At 68.9% G+C, this 17,368-nt stretch carries 13 protein-coding genes and 1 tRNA gene; 10 read left to right on the top strand and 4 right to left on the bottom strand.

The window, feature by feature from the left end; genetic code table 11:
• Nucleotide 1: 1 nt before the first annotated feature.
• Genes AC1MFL_RS03995 through AC1MFL_RS03985 form a run of 3 tightly spaced genes read right to left on the bottom strand, consistent with a single transcriptional unit; the run spans nt 2 to nt 5,266 of the window.
• Nucleotides 2–2,584, bottom strand: a complete 2,583-nt coding sequence (locus AC1MFL_RS03995; protein ID WP_479813572.1) for a transglutaminase TgpA family protein — start codon at nt 2,582–2,584, stop codon at nt 2–4.
• Nucleotides 2,581–4,095 carry a DUF58 domain-containing protein gene (locus AC1MFL_RS03990; protein WP_479813571.1) on the bottom strand — a complete coding sequence of 505 codons (1,515 nt, stop codon included), beginning with the start codon at nt 4,093–4,095 and terminating at the stop codon, nt 2,581–2,583. The genes AC1MFL_RS03995 and AC1MFL_RS03990 overlap by 4 nt, the downstream gene beginning before the upstream one ends.
• A gap of 13 nt (nt 4,096–4,108) precedes the next feature.
• Nucleotides 4,109–5,266, bottom strand: coding sequence for an AAA family ATPase (locus tag AC1MFL_RS03985; protein ID WP_479813570.1), 1,158 nt, complete (start codon nt 5,264–5,266; stop codon nt 4,109–4,111).
• A 207-nt stretch (nt 5,267–5,473) separates the two neighbouring features.
• On the opposite strand from AC1MFL_RS03985, the gene AC1MFL_RS03980 reads away from it, so the two are divergent.
• From AC1MFL_RS03980 to AC1MFL_RS03960, 5 genes are all read left to right on the top strand, one after another.
• The gene (locus AC1MFL_RS03980) at nt 5,474–6,361 is read left to right on the top strand and encodes a TatD family hydrolase (protein WP_479813569.1); all 888 of its coding nucleotides are present in this window, start codon (nt 5,474–5,476) and stop codon (nt 6,359–6,361) included.
• Between the two features lie 281 nt (nt 6,362–6,642).
• Nucleotides 6,643–7,821 carry a transglycosylase family protein gene (locus AC1MFL_RS03975; RefSeq protein ID WP_479813568.1) on the top strand — a complete coding sequence of 393 codons (1,179 nt, stop codon included), beginning with the start codon at nt 6,643–6,645 and terminating at the stop codon, nt 7,819–7,821.
• Between the two features lie 180 nt (nt 7,822–8,001).
• The gene (gene rsmA, locus AC1MFL_RS03970) at nt 8,002–8,913 is read left to right on the top strand and encodes a 16S rRNA (adenine(1518)-N(6)/adenine(1519)-N(6))-dimethyltransferase RsmA (protein ID WP_479813567.1); all 912 of its coding nucleotides are present in this window, start codon (nt 8,002–8,004) and stop codon (nt 8,911–8,913) included.
• Between the two features lie 80 nt (nt 8,914–8,993).
• The gene (locus tag AC1MFL_RS03965) at nt 8,994–9,956 is read left to right on the top strand and encodes a 4-(cytidine 5'-diphospho)-2-C-methyl-D-erythritol kinase (protein ID WP_479813566.1); all 963 of its coding nucleotides are present in this window, start codon (nt 8,994–8,996) and stop codon (nt 9,954–9,956) included.
• A 105-nt stretch (nt 9,957–10,061) separates the two neighbouring features.
• A complete protein-coding gene (locus tag AC1MFL_RS03960) occupies nt 10,062–11,888 on the top strand; it encodes an ABC-F family ATP-binding cassette domain-containing protein (protein WP_479813565.1) in 1,827 nt (608 codons plus the stop codon).
• Between the two features lie 319 nt (nt 11,889–12,207).
• On the opposite strand, the gene AC1MFL_RS03955 is transcribed toward AC1MFL_RS03960, so the two are convergent.
• The gene (locus AC1MFL_RS03955) at nt 12,208–12,807 is read right to left on the bottom strand and encodes a TetR/AcrR family transcriptional regulator (RefSeq protein WP_479815291.1); all 600 of its coding nucleotides are present in this window, start codon (nt 12,805–12,807) and stop codon (nt 12,208–12,210) included.
• Between the two features lie 215 nt (nt 12,808–13,022).
• On the opposite strand from AC1MFL_RS03955, the gene AC1MFL_RS03950 reads away from it, so the two are divergent.
• The 5 genes from AC1MFL_RS03950 (at nt 13,023) to pth (ending at nt 17,333) form a co-directional block, all read left to right on the top strand.
• Nucleotides 13,023–13,094: transfer RNA gene (locus AC1MFL_RS03950), tRNA-Gln, on the top strand.
• Nucleotides 13,095–13,306: 212 nt separating this feature from the next.
• Complete coding sequence (gene glmU / locus AC1MFL_RS03945) at nt 13,307–14,788, top strand: bifunctional UDP-N-acetylglucosamine diphosphorylase/glucosamine-1-phosphate N-acetyltransferase GlmU (RefSeq protein ID WP_479813564.1); 1,482 nt, start codon at nt 13,307–13,309, stop codon at nt 14,786–14,788.
• A 5-nt stretch (nt 14,789–14,793) separates the two neighbouring features.
• A complete protein-coding gene (locus AC1MFL_RS03940; protein WP_226761891.1) occupies nt 14,794–15,774 on the top strand; it encodes a ribose-phosphate diphosphokinase in 981 nt (326 codons plus the stop codon).
• A 259-nt stretch (nt 15,775–16,033) separates the two neighbouring features.
• Nucleotides 16,034–16,636, top strand: coding sequence for a 50S ribosomal protein L25/general stress protein Ctc (locus AC1MFL_RS03935; protein ID WP_479813563.1), 603 nt, complete (start codon nt 16,034–16,036; stop codon nt 16,634–16,636).
• Nucleotides 16,637–16,745: 109 nt separating this feature from the next.
• Nucleotides 16,746–17,333, top strand: coding sequence for an aminoacyl-tRNA hydrolase (gene pth, locus AC1MFL_RS03930; protein WP_479813562.1), 588 nt, complete (start codon nt 16,746–16,748; stop codon nt 17,331–17,333).
• The last annotated feature ends 35 nt before the right edge of the window (nt 17,334–17,368 follow it).

Genomic DNA, 17,368 nt, shown 5'->3' with positions numbered 1-17,368 from the left:
CTCAGCTCCGGCGCAGCCAGCGCACCCGGCGCAACCCCCCGCGGGTCCTTGACCAGGCACCCGCGAGGCCGCGCCGGGTGCGCTTTGCTGTGCGGCGGGCGGCGCGGAACGGCGCCGTGGCGGCACTGCGCCAGGCGGACAGGAGGGAAGGCGGCAGCCACGCTGCGCGGAACCGGACCAGCGGCCCGGCATGGGCCCGCAGCGAGGCGCGGACCGCTGCGATCCAGTGGGCGGCTGGTTCCCCGGGACCGCCGGCGGGAGCCCCGGCACCGGGAGGCTTGCGGGCGCCTCCGGGCAGGCCGCCGACGTCGGACGCGGACGGAGGCCGGCCGTATTGCGCGCGTTCGAAATCCGCGGCCAGGGACCGGACAGCCTCGTGGCCGTCCGCGTCCGGGCCCTCAGGCTCTCCGAGTGCCCCCGAGGAGCGCAGCCTGTCGGAGAAACGGCGGGGGGTTTCACTGTCCCGCGGCGCCACACCGAAGTCCATCGCCAGATCGCGCAGTTCCGCCCACGCCCGCAACGCCGCGGCACCGCTGGCCCCGGAACCTGAGAGCCGGCGGCGGCGCACTGCGGTGCGCGCCAGGTGCGGGGACGCCACCAGCAGCCCCAGCAACAGCATGGCAGCGGCGCCGTACAGCACGGGCAGGATCCGGCTTGCCGCGTCCGCCGGCGCGGCCGCACTCCCCGGGAGCGGCAGCGGCGCGACACTGGGCGGCGGTGCGGCGGTGGCACGGTTGCCGGGAACCAGGCCATCGTTGGTTTCGTTGGTGCTGGCGCCGCCGGGGGAGGCGGCGTCCTCGGCATAGGACGGAACCACGCCGCGTGAGGGTGTGGGTTCGAAGGGGATCCAGCCAAGTCCCTGGAAGTACAGCTCCGGCCAGGCATGGGCGTCACGGGCATCGACCTCAAACTCCGGCAGGGCGCCCTGGCCGCCGATCGAGACCGTGGAGCCGGTGGGGCGGCCCGGCGCGTAGCCGACGGCAATGCGGCTGGGGATCCCTTCCAGCCGGGCCATCACGGCCATGGCCGAGGCGAAGTGGATGCAGTATCCGCTCTTCTGGGTCAGGAAGTCCGCCAGCACCGACAGTCCGTTGCCGTCATAGCCCCCCTGGACCGGTGACTGCAGCGAGTAGCTGAAATTTGCCGAGCGCAGGTACCGCTGGATTGCCAGGGCCCGGGCGTAGGGGGTGGCGCTGCCCGCGGTCACAGTCGCTGCGGTCGTGCGGATGATCTCCGGGACATTGTCCGGCGGCCGGATGAACTGGTCCGGCACGCCCTGCACCGGCCCGGTGGCCCGGGCGAGCAGGTCCGGGGTGAGCTGCGGGGCCACCGAGAGCACGACGTACTGCTGGGCGTGGGAGTTGGTGTCGACCCCCTTGATGCTCAGCGTGGCAGGGTCCCAGCTCCAGCGGCCGGTGAGGCCATTGACGGCCTCCGGGGCGTAGGGCACCGGCAGATAGGGGCTGGTGAACTGGCCGGTGTTGACCGTGGTGACCACCCGGACTTCCGTGGCGGCGGACTCGACGCCTGATTCCATCCGGCCCGTGCCCAGCCGGCGGGTCTCATTGCGGTCCTCCGGGGCCCAGTTGTCGCCGTTGAAACTGTCCACGGTCACGGAGCGCAGGTACGGGGTGGTGGCTGCATTGGTGGCGAAGGTGATCCTTCCGTCGCCGGTGGGGCTGCGCAGGCTGTTGCCCAGGCTGATCATCGGGTTGAGTCCCGTGGCGGGGCCGAAGGGGTTCAGCCGCGAGCCCTGCGGGAAAAGGCCCTGGTCAAATCCCGGGATGACCAGCTGGAGCAGCAGGGTCACGGTCAGGGCCGCCGCCCCGGTCAGGGCGCCACGGCGGAACTGGCCCGGGTTGCGCGCGGTGTCCGCTCCGGTCCGTGAGTCGGGCGCGAACCAGTGGCTGCAGCCGAGGATCATGAGATAGCCCGCGGCGGCCGCCGCGAAACCCAGCACGCCGGCGCTCTGCGGTTTGATCATGGCGGGAACAATGAGGATGGCGAGGATCCCGAGGCCGCTCGTCGCCGGCAGGGCCAGCGGATAGGCCAGGGCATCGATCAGGATTACCAGCAGCCCAAGGACGGCGCAGGCCAGCAGGACGATGCCGGCATTCGGCGCCACCGGGGCGCTTTCGGCGAGGACCGTCTCACTGGCACGGCGCAGGTACCGGCCCAGCTGCGCCATGGTGGCGCCGGAGGGAATGAAGCCCATGATGCTCTGCGGGCGGAAGAAGGTGAAGGCCAGGATCAGGGCCAGGGCTGCCAGCGCCCCGGCAGTCACGAAAACGCTGCGCCACCGGAGCGCCCGGAGCGCTGCCAGGGTGAAGGCCACCGTGAGGACCGTGGAGAGGACGGGGGAGTACCATGCCCATCCCCGCAGCACTCCGTTGAGGCTCAGCGCAGCACCGGCCACGGCGAGTGCCACCGCCAGGGCCATCAGCCACGGCTGCGCCCCGACCTTCGTCAGGCCCTTCCGGCCCGGCCGGAGGGAACCCGGGCCAAGGTCGGCGGAGCCGGCACCCGCAGCCGGCCCGGACTGGCCGGAGCGGGCACCGGCGCTGCGCTGGGGTGTCAGAGTCATCGCCGGAACCCCGTTCCGCGCCGCAGGTCAGCCGCGGCTGCCAGCGGCGCGGTCCCGGCCTCATCGAAGGACGTCCACGCGGCGCCCAGCGGTGTCGACGGGGAGACGGCCACCGCCCGCCAGCCGCCAAGCCGGAGGGCCTCGAGCGCATCGTCGGATTCCCGGACCCGCTCCGTGACGACCAGGGCGAAGGCGTTGGCTGCAAAACCGGCCGCCGGGGCCAGCGACCGGGCCTCGGCCGGCGTGAGGCTGCCGAGGATCGCCAGCACGGGTCCGCGCATCCGGTGGGCGGACAGCCTGTCCAGGAGCCGGTCATCAAAAGGCTGCGGGCCGGTCTCGCCGCCCGCTGGGTGGCGGCCCGGGTGCCGCTGCGAAACCGGCTCCTTCGGGTCCCTGCGGCTGAGGTGGGACCCGGTGAGCTGGATCGCCGCCAGGCTCTCGGCGACGGACTGCAGCCCGGCTGCGCCGACGTATTCCTCGGCCTCCGGCTCAGGGGCCGAGGGTGAATGCCGGAACGCGGGCTCGCCGGCGGTGTCGAGGAAACGCAGTGCGTAGTTGCGCTCGGCGAGGTGAGCGCCGATGGACATTGCGGCCGTCACGGCCCACTCGAAGGCCTCGCTGGTCAGGGGTTCCTGACCGTCCGGGCCCGCGGCGCCGCGGTGGCCGCCTCGGCGGTTGTCCGTCCCGCGCGGGCTGCCGCCCAAAGGATGGTGGGTGAGGAACGCATTCGGGCCGGCAGCGAAGGCGCCGCGGGTGAAGGCGGAAAGCCGCTGGTCCAGGATGATGGTCGCCTCCGGCGTGGTGACGGACTCCTCCTGGCGGACCATCAGCTCCCCGTGCCGGGCCGTCGCCGCCCAGTGCACACGGCGCATCGGGTCTCCATGCCGGTATTCCCGGGTCATGACGTCGTCGTCGCTCGGGTTGGCCCGGATGCGCGTGGCGGTGACGCCGTCGTGCCCCCGGGCGCCGGCCAGCCCGGTGACGGGAAGCCCGAGCGCGGCTGGCGTTACGGTGAGGATGTCGCCGTCGTCGATGGCATGGCGGTGCAGGGACAACCCGAACGGGTCGCTGAACTCGGCCGTGACCGGACCGATCAGGAACTGGCCGCGTTTACTGGAGCGCAAATGGTATTCGTACCGGCTGGTCCCGCCCGCGGACGAGCGCGCCGGGAACCGGAACACCGGGGATTCGCCGAACCGCGCAGGCAGGCGTTCGACCATGAGCGCATGGCCGGAGCCGATTCCGGTCCGGGCGACGGCCAGCCGGACCGTCGTCGTCGCCGCCGTTTCCACGCTGGCGGGGCTGAACTCCCGGTAGACCTGGAAATTCGGCTTCAGCACGCGGGTTCCGGCCAGCGAGAGCAGCGGCAGGACAAGCAGCAGGATGGCCAGCGCCAACAGGTCCCGGCGTCCCATCACCTGGGCCGCCAGCAGGAAGACCGCTCCCGCGCCCAGCAGCCCCCAGCCGCGGCTGGTAAAGATCTGGGTCGGGAACCGGGCAATCAGCGCCATGGCCGAGCCACCTCTAGCGGCGATTCGGCAAGGAGGCAGCCGGAGCGGCCGCCGCGCCGGCAGCCTGGTCACGGGCGCCACGGCCGGCGCCCGATGCGGATGCCGTCGCTATGTCCGGGCTGACCGGGATTTTCGCCAGGATGGCACGAATGACGCTCTGGGCGGTCTCGCCCATGCTGGCGGCCTTGCGGTCCAGGATGATCCGGTGCGCCAGAACGGATTCGGCCACGCTGACGACGTCATCCGGCAGCACAAAGTCCCGGCCCTCCAGGGCCGCGGTGGCTTTGGCCGCGCGCAGCAGCTGGAGCATGGACCGCGGACTGGCGCCGAGCCGCAGCATCCCGCTTTCCCGCGTCGCGCGCCCCAGGGACACGGTGTATTCCTTGATCGACTGGGAAACGTACACCTGCCGCACGGTGGCGATCATGGAGGCGACCTCGCCGGCGGTGACGACGGCGGTGACCCTGGTCAGCGGCGACGTCGACTGGTGTGTCTCCAGCATCTCCATCTCGGCATCCTTGTCCGGGTAGCCCATGGAGATCCGGGCCATAAAACGGTCCCGCTGCGCCTCCGGGAGCGGGTACGTCCCCTCCATTTCGATCGGGTTCTGCGTGGCCACCACCATGAAGGGCTCGTCGAGCTTGTAGGACTTGCCGTCCACGGTGACCTGGTGTTCCTCCATGCATTCCAGCAGGGCTGACTGCGTCTTGGCCGAGGCGCGGTTGATTTCGTCCCCGATGACGATGTTGGCGAACACCGCCCCGGGCCGGAACTCAAAAGACCTCGACGCCTGGTTGTAGATGGACACGCCGGTGACATCCGAGGGGAGCAGATCAGGGGTGAACTGGATGCGGCTCACCGAACAGTCGATGGTCCGGGCCAGAGTCTTCGCCAGCAGGGTCTTGCCGACCCCCGGGACGTCCTCAAGCAGGAGATGGCCCTGCGCCAGAAGCACGGTCAGGGCCAGCTTGGCCGCTTCCGCCTTGCCATCAATCACGGTGTTAATGGCCCCCAGGATGCGCTCGCTGGCGGAGCGGAACTCCTCCGCATCCAGGGCGGCGGGCGGCTGGGCAGGGCGCCGCGGGGCCGGGAGCCCGGCCGCGGCGGAGTCCTCCCGGCGGCCCTGGCCTTCCGGGAGAGCTTCGTCTAGGGAGATGCGGTGGTAGTCCATCGGTAGCCTCTCAGCCCTGGTGGGTTCCCGACCTTCCGTTGTCCTGCAGCCGGTGTTTATATCAGAGTACTAACACAACTGCCGGGCCTGACAGAGAGTTCCCGGGAAATCTGGGCCCCGGCGCGGGCCCGGAGATAGTGCGTCTGGGTTAACTCCCGGTGCGGGCCCGGTTCATCCGGGCGAGGGACCGGAAGTTAAGGTGGACAGATGATCAATCCCCGCACCCCCGTCCCGTTCCGTGCGCCCGGCAGCGATGGCACCGGCCGGCAGGGATACCCGCCGGCCCCGGAACCGCTTCCCGTGCCGGTCATGGACAACCACACACATCTCGATTTCCCCAGCGCCGACCTGAAAGTCAGCATCGCTGACGCCCTTGATGCCGCCGCAGCCGTCGGGGTCCAGGGTGCTGTGCAGGTCGGGTGCGACCTCGAATCGTCCAGGTTCACGGTGCAGGCGGTGGAGCTGGATCCGCGGCTGCTGGGCGCCGTTGCCCTGCACCCCAACGACGCGCCGGAATACGCCGCCCGGGGCGAACTGGAGGATGCCCTGGCCGAAATCGAGGCCCTCGCGGCGCACCCGCGGATCCGGGCCATCGGGGAGACCGGCCTGGATTTCTTCCGTACCGAGGGTGAGGGGCTGGCCCATCAGCGCTATTCCTTCCGGCGCCACATCGATATCGCCAAACGCCTCGGGCTGACGCTGCAGATCCATGACCGCGACGCCCACGACGACGTCGTCCAGGTGCTGCGTGAGGAGGGCGCCCCCGAGCGGGTGGTCTTCCACTGCTTCTCCGGCGGGGACGAGCTGGCCCGGATCTGCAATTCGGAGGGCTGGTACATGTCCTTCGCCGGGACCCTGACCTTCAAAAACGCCGCCAACCTCCGGGCCGCCCTGGCCATCGCCGAGCCGGACCGGATCCTCGTCGAGACTGACGCCCCGTTCCTCACCCCACACCCGCACCGCGGACGTCCCAATGCGAGCTATATGGTCCCCTACACGGTCCGGGCGATGGCCGAATTGACTGGATGGGAGCTCTCGGAACTGTGTTCCCGGATTGCCGGAAATACGGTGCGGGCATACGGATCTTGGGACTGATGTGACGAAAACTGGCCCCGTTAGACAGATACCGCGTATGCACAATTTGTTGGCTGCTTTATAACGCTCCGGTTACAGTGGACAACTATTAGCCGGGGTCGGGGAAGGCCAACGGATAATTTCACTCCTGCAGGGCGCGCATCGTGGCCAACGAACCATGGGCGCGCTCTCGTTTGTGAGTGTGGCAGTGCACACAGCTGCCGCGGACATCATGCACCCTGGGGGTGCCGCCCCAGGGCTGTCCGCGGCGGGTGAACCTGTGCGCTTTTCCCCGTGCCCGGATGGTCCAAGAGATACGGGCAATCGTGGTCAAGTTCTTTACATCGGATGGCAAGGTCAGCGTCGTCAAAGTCGGCACGCAGTTCGTCGTGCTCGTGGCACTCGTGCTGGGGCTCGTCGCCTTCGTCGGCAACAACAAGACAGTCACCCTCAACGTCGACGGCAAAGTGAGTTCGGTCCAGACCTTCGGCGGTACCGTCGGCCAGGTCGTCAAGGGCGCCAACCTTGAACTCCAGTCCTCGGACAGGGTCACGCCCGCTGCGGACTCCCATGTACAGGACGGCTCCGTCATCAACGTCAACCTCGCCAAGGCCGTCAAGGTCAGCCTGGACGGCGCGGAGAAAACCATCAACACCACCTCGCCCACCGTCGAAGGCCTCGTGACGGAACTCGGCGTCGCGAGCTCCTCCGAGCTGTCCGTCCCGAAGGACGCGCAGCTCGCGGTCTCCGGTTCCTTCGTTTCGATCTCCACGCCGAAGAGCGTGAGCATCGTCGCTGACGGCAAGGCCGACAAGACCACGACGACGGCCGCCAGCGTCTCCCAGCTCCTCGCCGACGCCGGCATCTCGCTGGGCGCCAGCGACCGCCTCTCCCAGCCCGGCAACGCGCCGGTCGTGAACGACATGGTCATCAAGGTCTCGCGCGTGGATGCCAGCCAGACGGCCGAGGCGACCGAAGCCGTTGCCTTCGACACCCTCACCACCGAGGACGCCGGGATGGCCAAGGGTGAGAAGAAGGTGACCCAGCCAGGCGTGGCCGGCACCCTCAACAAGAGCTTCAAGCTGGTCCTCGTCGACGGCCGCGAAGCCTCCCGCACGCTGGTGTCCCAGTCGGTGAGCACGCAGCCGGTCACCGAAAAGGTCACCGTCGGCACCAAGCCCAAGCCCGCCGCCGAGGCCGCCGGCGCCAACACCGGCGCCGCAGCCCCGTCGATGATGAACGAAGCCATGTGGAACAAGATCGCGCAGTGCGAGTCCACCGGCAACTGGTCCGTCAACAGCGGCAACGGCTACTACGGCGGACTGCAGTTCGACATCCGGACCTGGCTCGGAGCCGGTGGCGGCGCGTACGCCCCGAATGCCAGCCTGGCCACCAAGGCACAGCAGATCGACATCGCCAACCGGATCTACGCGCAGCGCGGCCTGCAGCCCTGGGGCTGCGGCTGGGCAGCCACAAGCTAAGGCGGGCCACGCCGCCCCCGGCTCCGGCCAGGGCACCGGTTGGCTCCGCCCGGCGGACAAATGAAGACAGGGTATCCGCAGCGGCTGACCACAGCGGCGGACCCCCGGCACAGGCCGGGTCCGGTTTCTCGGACCCGGCCTTCGCCATGCCCGGGCTGGCCGGCGGGATAGGATACCTAGGTGACTGAACCGACCCCCTCCGCGCCTGGCAGTACGCCGGCCCCTGCGCCCGCGACCGCTCCCGCGCCCCTGATGGGAGCCTCGGACATCCGCAGGCTGGCCGAGGAAATCGGGATCCGTCCCACCAAGTCCCTCGGGCAGAACTTCGTCATTGACGGCAACACCATCCGCAGGATCGTCGCCGCCGCGGACATCCACCCGGATGAGACGGTCCTGGAAGTGGGCCCCGGGCTGGGATCCCTGACCCTGGGGCTGCTGGACGCCGCCCGCTCGGTCGTCGCCGTCGAGATCGACCCGGTCCTGGCGGCCAAACTCCCGGCCACCGTCGCCGAGTGGCGCCCGGACGCCGTCGGGGGTTTCCACCTCGTCCTCGCCGACGCGATGCGGGTCACGGACCTCCCGGTGGAGCCGACCGCGCTCGTGGCGAATCTTCCGTACAACGTTGCCGTCCCGGTGGTCCTGCACCTGCTGCAACACTTTCCGAGTCTGCGCCACGGCCTGGTCATGGTCCAGGACGAGGTGGCCGACAGGCTTGCTGCCGGGCCGGGGTCCAAGACCTACGGCGTTCCGTCGGTCAAGGCGGCCTGGTACAGCAGCATGCGCAAAGCCGGGGTGATCGGCATGAACGTCTTCTGGCCCGCGCCCAAGATCCACTCCGGCCTGGTGGCGTTCACCCGCCGGGAACCGCCCGTCACTACGGCGACCCGGGAACAGGTGTTCGCCGTGATCGATGCCGCCTTCGCCCAGCGCCGCAAGACGCTCCGCGCGGCGCTGGCCGGATGGGCCGGCAGCGCCGCGGAGGCCGAACGCTGCCTGCGTGCCGCCGGCGTGGACCCCACCGCCCGCGGTGAAGTGATCGACATTGCGGCGTTTTCCAGGATCGCGGAAGCACACGAGCGGCCGCTCCCGTAGGCCCGGCGGCGGCCCCGGAAGCTGAAGGCTGGCCGGGGCTGTGCTTGGACCCTGACCCTGCCATGCCATAGCGTGGAGCCATGAACGCAGTGAGAGGGCGCTTTGCCGCGAGGACTGTCCGGGTCAAGGCTCCCGGCAAAGTAAACGTCTCACTCGACGTCGGGCCCCTGCGGCCGGACGGCTACCACTCGGTGGCCAGTGTCTACCTGGCGGTATCCCTCTACGAGGAAGTCGCGGCCACCAGCACCGACACCGGGGAAATAACGGTCAGCCTCAGCCCGGCGAGCACCCTCGACCTCGACGGCGTCGACATCCCCCTGGATGAGCGCAATCTGGCCTACAAGGCCGCCGCGATCATGACCGACGTCTCCGAGCACTCCACCGGTGTCCATCTTGAGATCACCAAGCGGGTGCCCGTCGCCGGAGGCATGGGCGGCGGCTCGGCCGATGCGGCCGCCACGCTTCTTGCCTGCGACGCGCTGTGGAACAGCGGACTTTCGCGGGACGAACTCGCCCACCTGGCCGCGGAACTTGGCGCGGACGTGCCGTTCTCCCTGCTCGGCGGAACGGCTGTCGGGCTCGGCCTGGGCGACGAGCTCTCGCCCGCCCTCGTCAAGGCCCAGACCGACTGGGTCCTGGTGACCGCGGACTTCGGCCTGCCCACCCCGGAGGTCTACCGGACCCTGGACCGGCTGCGCGCAGCCGAAGGTGCCGTGGTCGAGGAGCCCGCCGCGGTGGACCCGATGATCCTCCAGGCCCTGCGCGGCGGCGACGCCGATGCCCTGAGCCGGGTGCTGGTCAACGACCTCCAGCGTGCCTCGATTGAGCTGGCGCCCAGCCTCCGGGACACCCTCGGACTCGGTGAATCGCTGGGCGCCATCGCCGGAATCGTCTCCGGCTCCGGACCCACGGTCGCGCTACTGTCCCACAGCCCGGCGGCGGCGGAGGGGCTGGCCGAAGACCTCCGGCACCATGGTCTCGAGGCCATCGCGGTGCACGGCCCGGTTCACGGGGCGCGCATCATCTCCGATACGCTCCTTTAATAGGTTTAATAGGATTGTCGTCTCCCGCACGGCGTCTTTGGCTTGGGGCCGTTTCGGCCTGGCCAATTAGCTCGACATAATTTTTCTCTAGGAAAGCAGTTCCCAGTGGCACACCTGCTCGGCGGCGAGAACCTCACGGTTTCGTATGCAACCCGTACCGTCCTCGACGGCATTACCCTCGGCCTTGAAGAGGGCGACCGGATCGGCATGGTGGGCCGCAACGGTGACGGCAAGTCGACCCTCATGCGGCTGCTGGCAATGCGCGCCACCCCTGACTCCGGCCGGGTGACCAAGCGCAGCGAGGTCAACATCGGCTATCTGGATCAGAGCGACGTGCTCGATGGGGACCTCACCGTCGGCGCTGCGATCGTTGGCGACCAGGCCGACTATGAATGGGCCCGCAACCCCCAGATCCGCGAAGTCATGGGCGGCCTTGTGTCCGATGTCGACTGGCACGCCAACGTGCACGCGCTCTCCGGCGGGCAGAAGCGCCGCGTGGCGCTCGCCAAGCTGCTGATCGAGGACCATGACGTCATCATGCTCGACGAGCCCACCAACCACCTCGACGTCGAAGGCGTCGCGTGGCTGTCCCGGCACCTGAAGACCCGCTGGCGGCCGAACCAGGGCGCCTTCCTCGTCGTCACCCACGACCGTTGGTTCCTCGACGAAGTCTGCAACAAGACCTGGGAAATCCACGACGGCATCATGGACCCGTTCGACGGCGGCTACGCCGCCTACGTGCTGGCCCGCGCCGAGCGTGACCGCTCGGCCAACGTGGTGGAAAGCAAGCGCCAGCAGCTTGTCAAGAAGGAGCTCGCCTGGCTGCGCCGCGGCGCCCCGGCCCGCACCGCCAAGCCGAAGTTCCGGATCGAGGCAGCCAATGCCCTGATCGCCGACGTCCCCGAGCCGCGCGACTCGACGGCGCTGAGCAAGATGGCCACCGCCCGGCTCGGCAAGGACGTCCTGGACCTGGAGAACCTCTCCCTCGACTTCCTCGGCGGCGAACCCGGCCAGAAGCTCTTCGACAACATCACGCTGCGGCTCGCCCCGGGTGAACGGCTGGGCCTCGTGGGCGTCAACGGCGCCGGCAAAACCACCCTGCTGAAGCTGCTCAACGGCGAAATCCAGCCCACCTCCGGGACGGTGAAGCGCGGCAAGACAGTGGTCACGGCGGTCCTGACCCAGGAGGTCAAGGAGCTCGACGACGTCTCGGACCTGCGCGTCATCGAAGTGATCGAGCGCGAGAAGCGTTCCTTCAACGTCGGCGGCAAGGAATTCACCGCCGGCCAGCTGGTGGAGCAGCTCGGCTTCACCAACGAGAAGCAGTGGACCCCGGTCAAGGACCTCTCCGGTGGCGAACGGCGCCGGTTGCAGCTCCTGCGCCTGCTCGTCGGGGAGCCGAACGTGCTGATGCTTGACGAACCGACCAACGACCTCGATACGGACACCCTGGCCGCCGTCGAGGATGTGCTGGACGGCTGGCCGGGCACCCTCGTTGTGGTCAGCCACGACCGCTACCTGCTGGAGCGCGTCACGGACCACCAGATGGCGCTCCTGGGCGACGGCAAGATCCGTGCCCTACCGCGCGGCGTGGACCAGTACCTTGAACTGCGCGAAGCGGCGCTGGCCGGCTCCACGATCACCGGCGGCGGCAACCCCGTCATCGCCGCCAGCGGCAGTTCGGCCCCCACAGCCGGACCCTCGGAAGCCGAGAAGCGGGACGCCCGCAAGGCCAAGAACCGGATCGACCGGCAGCTGGGCAAGCTTAAGCAGCAGGAAGACAAGCTCCACGCCCAGATGACCGCTGCGGCCGCCGATGCCTCCGCCGCCGGCAAGCTCGGCGAGCTGAACAAGAAGCTCAAGGACCTGTCGGTAGAACGCGAAGCGCTCGAACTCGAATGGCTCGGAGCCCTCGAAGTCCTCGGCGAATAGCTGTTCGGACCCGGGGGACATGCCCAGTGTGCTGCGGCACGGCTGGACATGTCCCCCGGTCAACTCCGAGCCCCCTGGACATGTCCCTTGGCCCAGGCCACGGTTGGACATGGTGGTGTTATGTCCCTCCGCGGAGGCCACGGGAGGACATGTCCCGCGGGGCGCCCTGTGTCACCAGGGCCCGTACTGGGGCCAGGGGAGGGCATGTCCTGCGGGGGACCCGGAGCTCTCTGGACATGTCCCCTGGCGCAGGCCACGGTTGGACATGGTGGCGTTATGTCCATTCCTGGGGCCAGGGGAGGGCATGTCCTGCGGGGCGCTAGTCGTCGCTGCGGAGTTCGGGGTCTTTCTGGAGGCCGGTGAGGCCATTCCAGACGAGGTTGACGAGGTGCGCGGCTACTTCGCGCTTGTCCGGGGTGCGGCTGTCCTGCCACCACTGGCCCGTCATCGCCACCATTCCCACCAGCATCTGCGCGTACATGGCGCCGTCGGCCGAAGTGAAGCCGCGGCGGGCGAACTCGTCGGCGAGGATGTACTCCACGCGGGCCGCGACGTGCGAGAGCAGGGTGGAGAAGGCTCCTTCGGGCTGCGTCGGCGGCGCATCGCGCATGAGGATGCGGAAGCCTTCGGCGCGGTCCTCGATGTAGCTCAGCAGTGCCAGTGCGGCTCTCTCGACCAGAACGCGCGGCTTGGCCTCCTCGGACAGCGCGTCGTTGATGGAGCCCAGCAGAATCCGGAACTCGAAGTCAACGACCTGCGTGTACAGGCCCTCCTTCGAACCGAAGTGCTCATAAATCACCGGTTTGGACACCCCTGCCGCGGCGGCGATCTCCTCGATGGTGGTCCCGTCCAGCCCGCGGAGCGCGAAGAGCCCCCGGCCGACGCCGATCAGCTGGCTGCGTCGCTGGGGCCCTGTCATCCGGATCCGGGGTACGTAGTCAGCGGACCGCACGGGCCTGCCGCTGCGGCCTTCCGCCCCTCCGGATACCCCTGTGCTGTTGCTCACAGGTCCATCATGCCCCAGATCAACCACCGGGAGGGGCGCAACCGCGTACCGTCCGTGGGGCAACACTCGGCTGCAACGCAGTATGGCAGAATTGACTCTCGTGCCACAGGCTCACCGCCTTGGCATGGTCCGCCCTGGTGTAATGGCAGCACCCCGGCCTTTGGAGCCGTGGAGTATAGGTTCGAGTCCTATGGGCGGAACTGCGGCGCGTTTTGAAGTACCGGGAACGGCACCCGGCGGGCGCGGGCTGGTGCGGGTCCAGTAGGATGAATCTGGCGCCCCGGCCGGACTCTTGTCCGGCCAAACCGCGCGGATCCGGCAACCGAGGTGCATCACCAGGCCTCAGCCGCCGGCCACCCAGATCCACCGAGCAGCGGCATGAGCTAAGCCACTGAGCAAGGAGAGCCCGTACGTGAGCCCCGAGAAGTCCGGCCCAGCCGCCGTAATCGTCCTAGCTGCAGGTGCCGGTACCCGGATGAAGTCCCGTACCCCTAAAATCCTCCACGAGATCGGCGGCCGGTCCCTCGTCGGCCACGCCCTCCATGCAGCCCGCACCATCCGGCCCCAGGAGCTGGCCCTCGTCGTCCGTCATGAACGCGACCTCGTGGCCGCCCACATCAACGCCGTCGACCCGGCCGCCCTGATCGTGGACCAGGACGAGGTTCCCGGCACCGGCCGGGCCGTGGAAGCCGCCCTCCAGGCGCTGGATGCACGCGCGCCGCTCAGCGGTACCGTCGTCGTCACGTACGGTGACGTCCCCCTGCTCACCGGCCAGCTGCTCGCCGAACTCGTCGCCAGCCACGAGGCCGGGCACAACGCCGTCACCGTCCTTACCGCAGTCCTGGACGACGCCACCGGCTACGGCCGCATCCTCCGTGCCGCAGACGGATCGGTTACCGGAATCCGGGAGCACAAGGACGCCACGGACGCCGAACGCGGCATCCGGGAGGTCAACTCCGGCATTTACGCCTTCGACGCCGCAGTGCTCCGCGACTCGCTGGCCCACGTCACGACCGACAACGCCCAGGGCGAAAAGTACCTCACCGACGTGCTCGGCCTGGCCCGTGCCGCCGGGGGCCGCGTCGCCGCCGTCGTCACGGAAGATCGCTGGCAGGTTGAAGGCGCCAACGACCGGGTCCAGCTTTCGGCGCTCGGCGCGGAACTCAACCGGCGGACCGTTGAAGCCTGGATGCGGGCCGGCGTCACCGTCGTGGACCCGGCCACCACCTGGATCGACGCCACCGTGACCCTCGACGAGGACGTGCGGCTGCTGCCCAACATCCAGCTGCACGGCGCCACCACGGTGGCGCGGGACGCCGTCGTCGGCCCCGACACGACCCTCACCGATGTCCACGTGGGGGAGGGCGCAAAGGTGGTCCGCACCCACGGTTCCGGCGCCACGATCGGTGCCAAGGCCAGCGTCGGGCCGTTCACCTACCTGCGCCCCGGCACCGTCCTCGGCGAGACCGGCAAGATCGGCGCCTTCTACGAGACCAAGAACGTCACCATCGGCCGGGGATCCAAGCTTTCCCACCTCGGCTACGCGGGCGACGCCGAGATCGGTGAGGACACCAACATCGGCTGCGGAAACATCACCGCGAACTACGACGGTGAGAAGAAGCACCGCACGGTCATCGGTTCCGGCGTGCGCACCGGTTCCAACACCGTCTTCGTGGCACCCGTGCAGGTCGGTGACGGCGCCTACAGCGGCGCCGGCGCCGTGATCCGCGGCGACGTGCCCCCAGGTGCCCTGGTCCTGTCCCTGGCCAAGCAGCAGAACTCCGAGGGCTGGGTCCTCGCGAACCGCCCGGGCTCGATTTCCGCGTCCCTGGCCGAGGCCGCCGGCGCCACCACAACTTCCTCCAGTACTCCGGCATCTACAGAAGAGGGCTAGCAAAAATGAGCGAAATTACGGCACGCGGCGAGAAGAAGCTGGTGCTTGCCGCTGGGCGCGCGCATCCTGAGCTGGCGAGGGAAATCGCCAAGGAGCTCGGAACCGAGCTGCTGCCCCTGGACGCCTATGACTTCGCCAACGGCGAGATCTACGTCCGGGCCGGGGAGAGTGTGCGGGGCACCGACGCCTTCGTCATCCAGGCGCACCCCGCACCGCTGAACAACTGGCTGATGGAACAGCTCATCATGATCGATTCGCTCAAGCGGGCCTCCGCCCAGCGCATCACCGTGGTGTCGCCTTTCTACCCCTACGCCCGGCAGGACAAGAAGGGCCGCGGCCGCGAGCCCATCTCCGCGCGCCTGATCGCCGATCTGTACAAGACCGCCGGCGCCGACCGCATCATGAGCGTTGACCTGCACACCTCGCAGATCCAGGGCTTCTTCGACGGTCCCGTGGACCACCTCATGGCCATCCCGCTGCTGGCGGACTACATCCGCACCCGCGTCGCGGCGGACAACATCACGGTCGTCTCGCCGGACACCGGCCGTGTCCGGGTGGCCGAGCAGTGGGCCGAGCGCCTCGGCGGCGCGCCGCTGGCCTTCGTGCACAAGAGCCGCGACATGACCGTTCCGAACCAGGCCATCTCCAAGACGGTCGTCGGCCAGGTCGAGGGCCGCACCTGCGTCCTGATCGACGACATGATTGACACCGGCGGAACCATTTCCGGCGCCGTCCAGGTGCTCAAGAACGCCGGCGCCAAGGATGTCATCATCGCCGCCACCCACGCCGTCTTCTCCGACCCCGCGGCCCAGCGGCTGTCGGAGTCCGGCGCCCGCGAGGTCGTCGTCACCAACACCCTGCCGATTGAGGCCAGCAAGCGCTTCCCGCAGCTCACCGTGCTGTCGATCGCACCGCTGATCGCCCGCGCCATCCGCGAAGTGTTCGACGACGGCTCCGTCACCAGCCTGTTCGACGGCATCGCCTGACCCCCGGGTTGAGCCTGCTCAACCGACCCCCGGTGCGGGGCCGTTTATAGGAATACGGCCCCGCACTGGTAGCCTTGAACCGAACCTTGGCGAGGGAGAGCGCCGGTAACCGTATTCGCGGCGAACCGGACTGCTGGTCTCCGTTATCGACTGGGTCTGAATCTCCCTTCGGAAGGGCGGCCGCACGGCCACCCGGCGTTGAAGGTCGCAAACAGACCTCCGCCCTTGCTGATCACCGCTAGTACCCTAGGAGATATCCATGTCTGAGCAGAAGCTCGCAGCAGAAGTACGCACCGAATTCGGCAAGGGCTTCGCCCGCCGCGCCCGCATGGAAGGCCTGATCCCGGCCGTCATCTACGGCCACGGCGCCGACCCGATCCACATCACCCTGCCGTCGAAGTCCACCACCCTGGCTGTCCGCCGCGCCAACGCGCTGCTGACCCTGGACATCAACGGCGAACAGCACCTCGCCCTGGTCAAGGACATCCAGCGCGACCCGATCAAGCAGATCATCGAGCACCTTGACCTCCTGACCGTCCGCACCGGCGAGAAGGTCACCGTGGACGTTCCCGTGCACGTGACCGGCGAGCTGGCACCGGGCAACGTGTTCAACCAGGAAATGAACACCGTCTCCCTCGAGGCCGAGGCAACCCACCTGCCGACCGCTGTCGAGGTCAGCATCGAGGGCCGCACCGCCGGCGAGCACATCCACGCTGCCGACCTGGTTCTGCCGAAGGGCTCCGTCCTGCTGGCCGACGCCGAGGCGCTGGTCGTTCACATCTCCGAGGCCACCGAGGTTTCCGAGGAAGAAGCATCCGCTGACACCACCGAAGGTTCTTCGGTCGCAGTCGCCGCCGATTAATTCCGGCGATTTTGCGGCGGCCGGGTCCCGATGGGACCCGGCCGCCGTCGTTTGCTCAGCGTGCCCATCCTGGCCGCCGGCCCGCACTGCCCCACCAAAGGACTGACCCATGACTGACACCTGGCTGATCGTAGGCCTTGGCAACCCGGGAGCGGAGTACGCCCACAACCGGCACAACGTCGGACAAATGGTCCTCGATGAACTCGCAGCCCGGATCGGGAGCGGCTTCAAGTCCCACAAGTCCCGTGCCCAGGTCCTCGAGGGCCGCCTCGGCATCGGCGGACCGCGGGTCGTGCTGGCCAAGCCGCTGAGCTACATGAACGTGTCCGGCGGCCCGGTCTCGGCCCTGGCCAGGTTCTATGACATCGACCCCGGCCACGTCGTGGCAGTGCACGACGAAATCGACATCCCCTTTAACACGGTAAAACTGAAGCTCGGCGGCGGCGAAGGGGGCCACAACGGGCTCCGGGATATCTCCAAGGCCATCGCCACCAAGGACTACCTGCGGGTGCGGGTCGGCGTGGGCCGGCCCCCGGGCCGGATGGACACCGCCGACTATGTACTGAAGGACTTTTCCGGTTCGGAGAAGAAGGAACTGCCGTTCCTGATCGACACCGCAGCCGACGCCGTGGAAGCCCTGGTCCGGGACGGCCTGCTGGCGGCCCAGCAGCAGTTCCACCCCGCGAAGGCACCCTAGGCCGAACGCGGGCGGCACTTCCGCCGCGTAACGCG

The sequence above is a fragment of the Arthrobacter sp. BG3 genome, from assembly GCF_056680185.1.
This window is presented reverse-complemented; position numbering and strand designations above follow the sequence as displayed.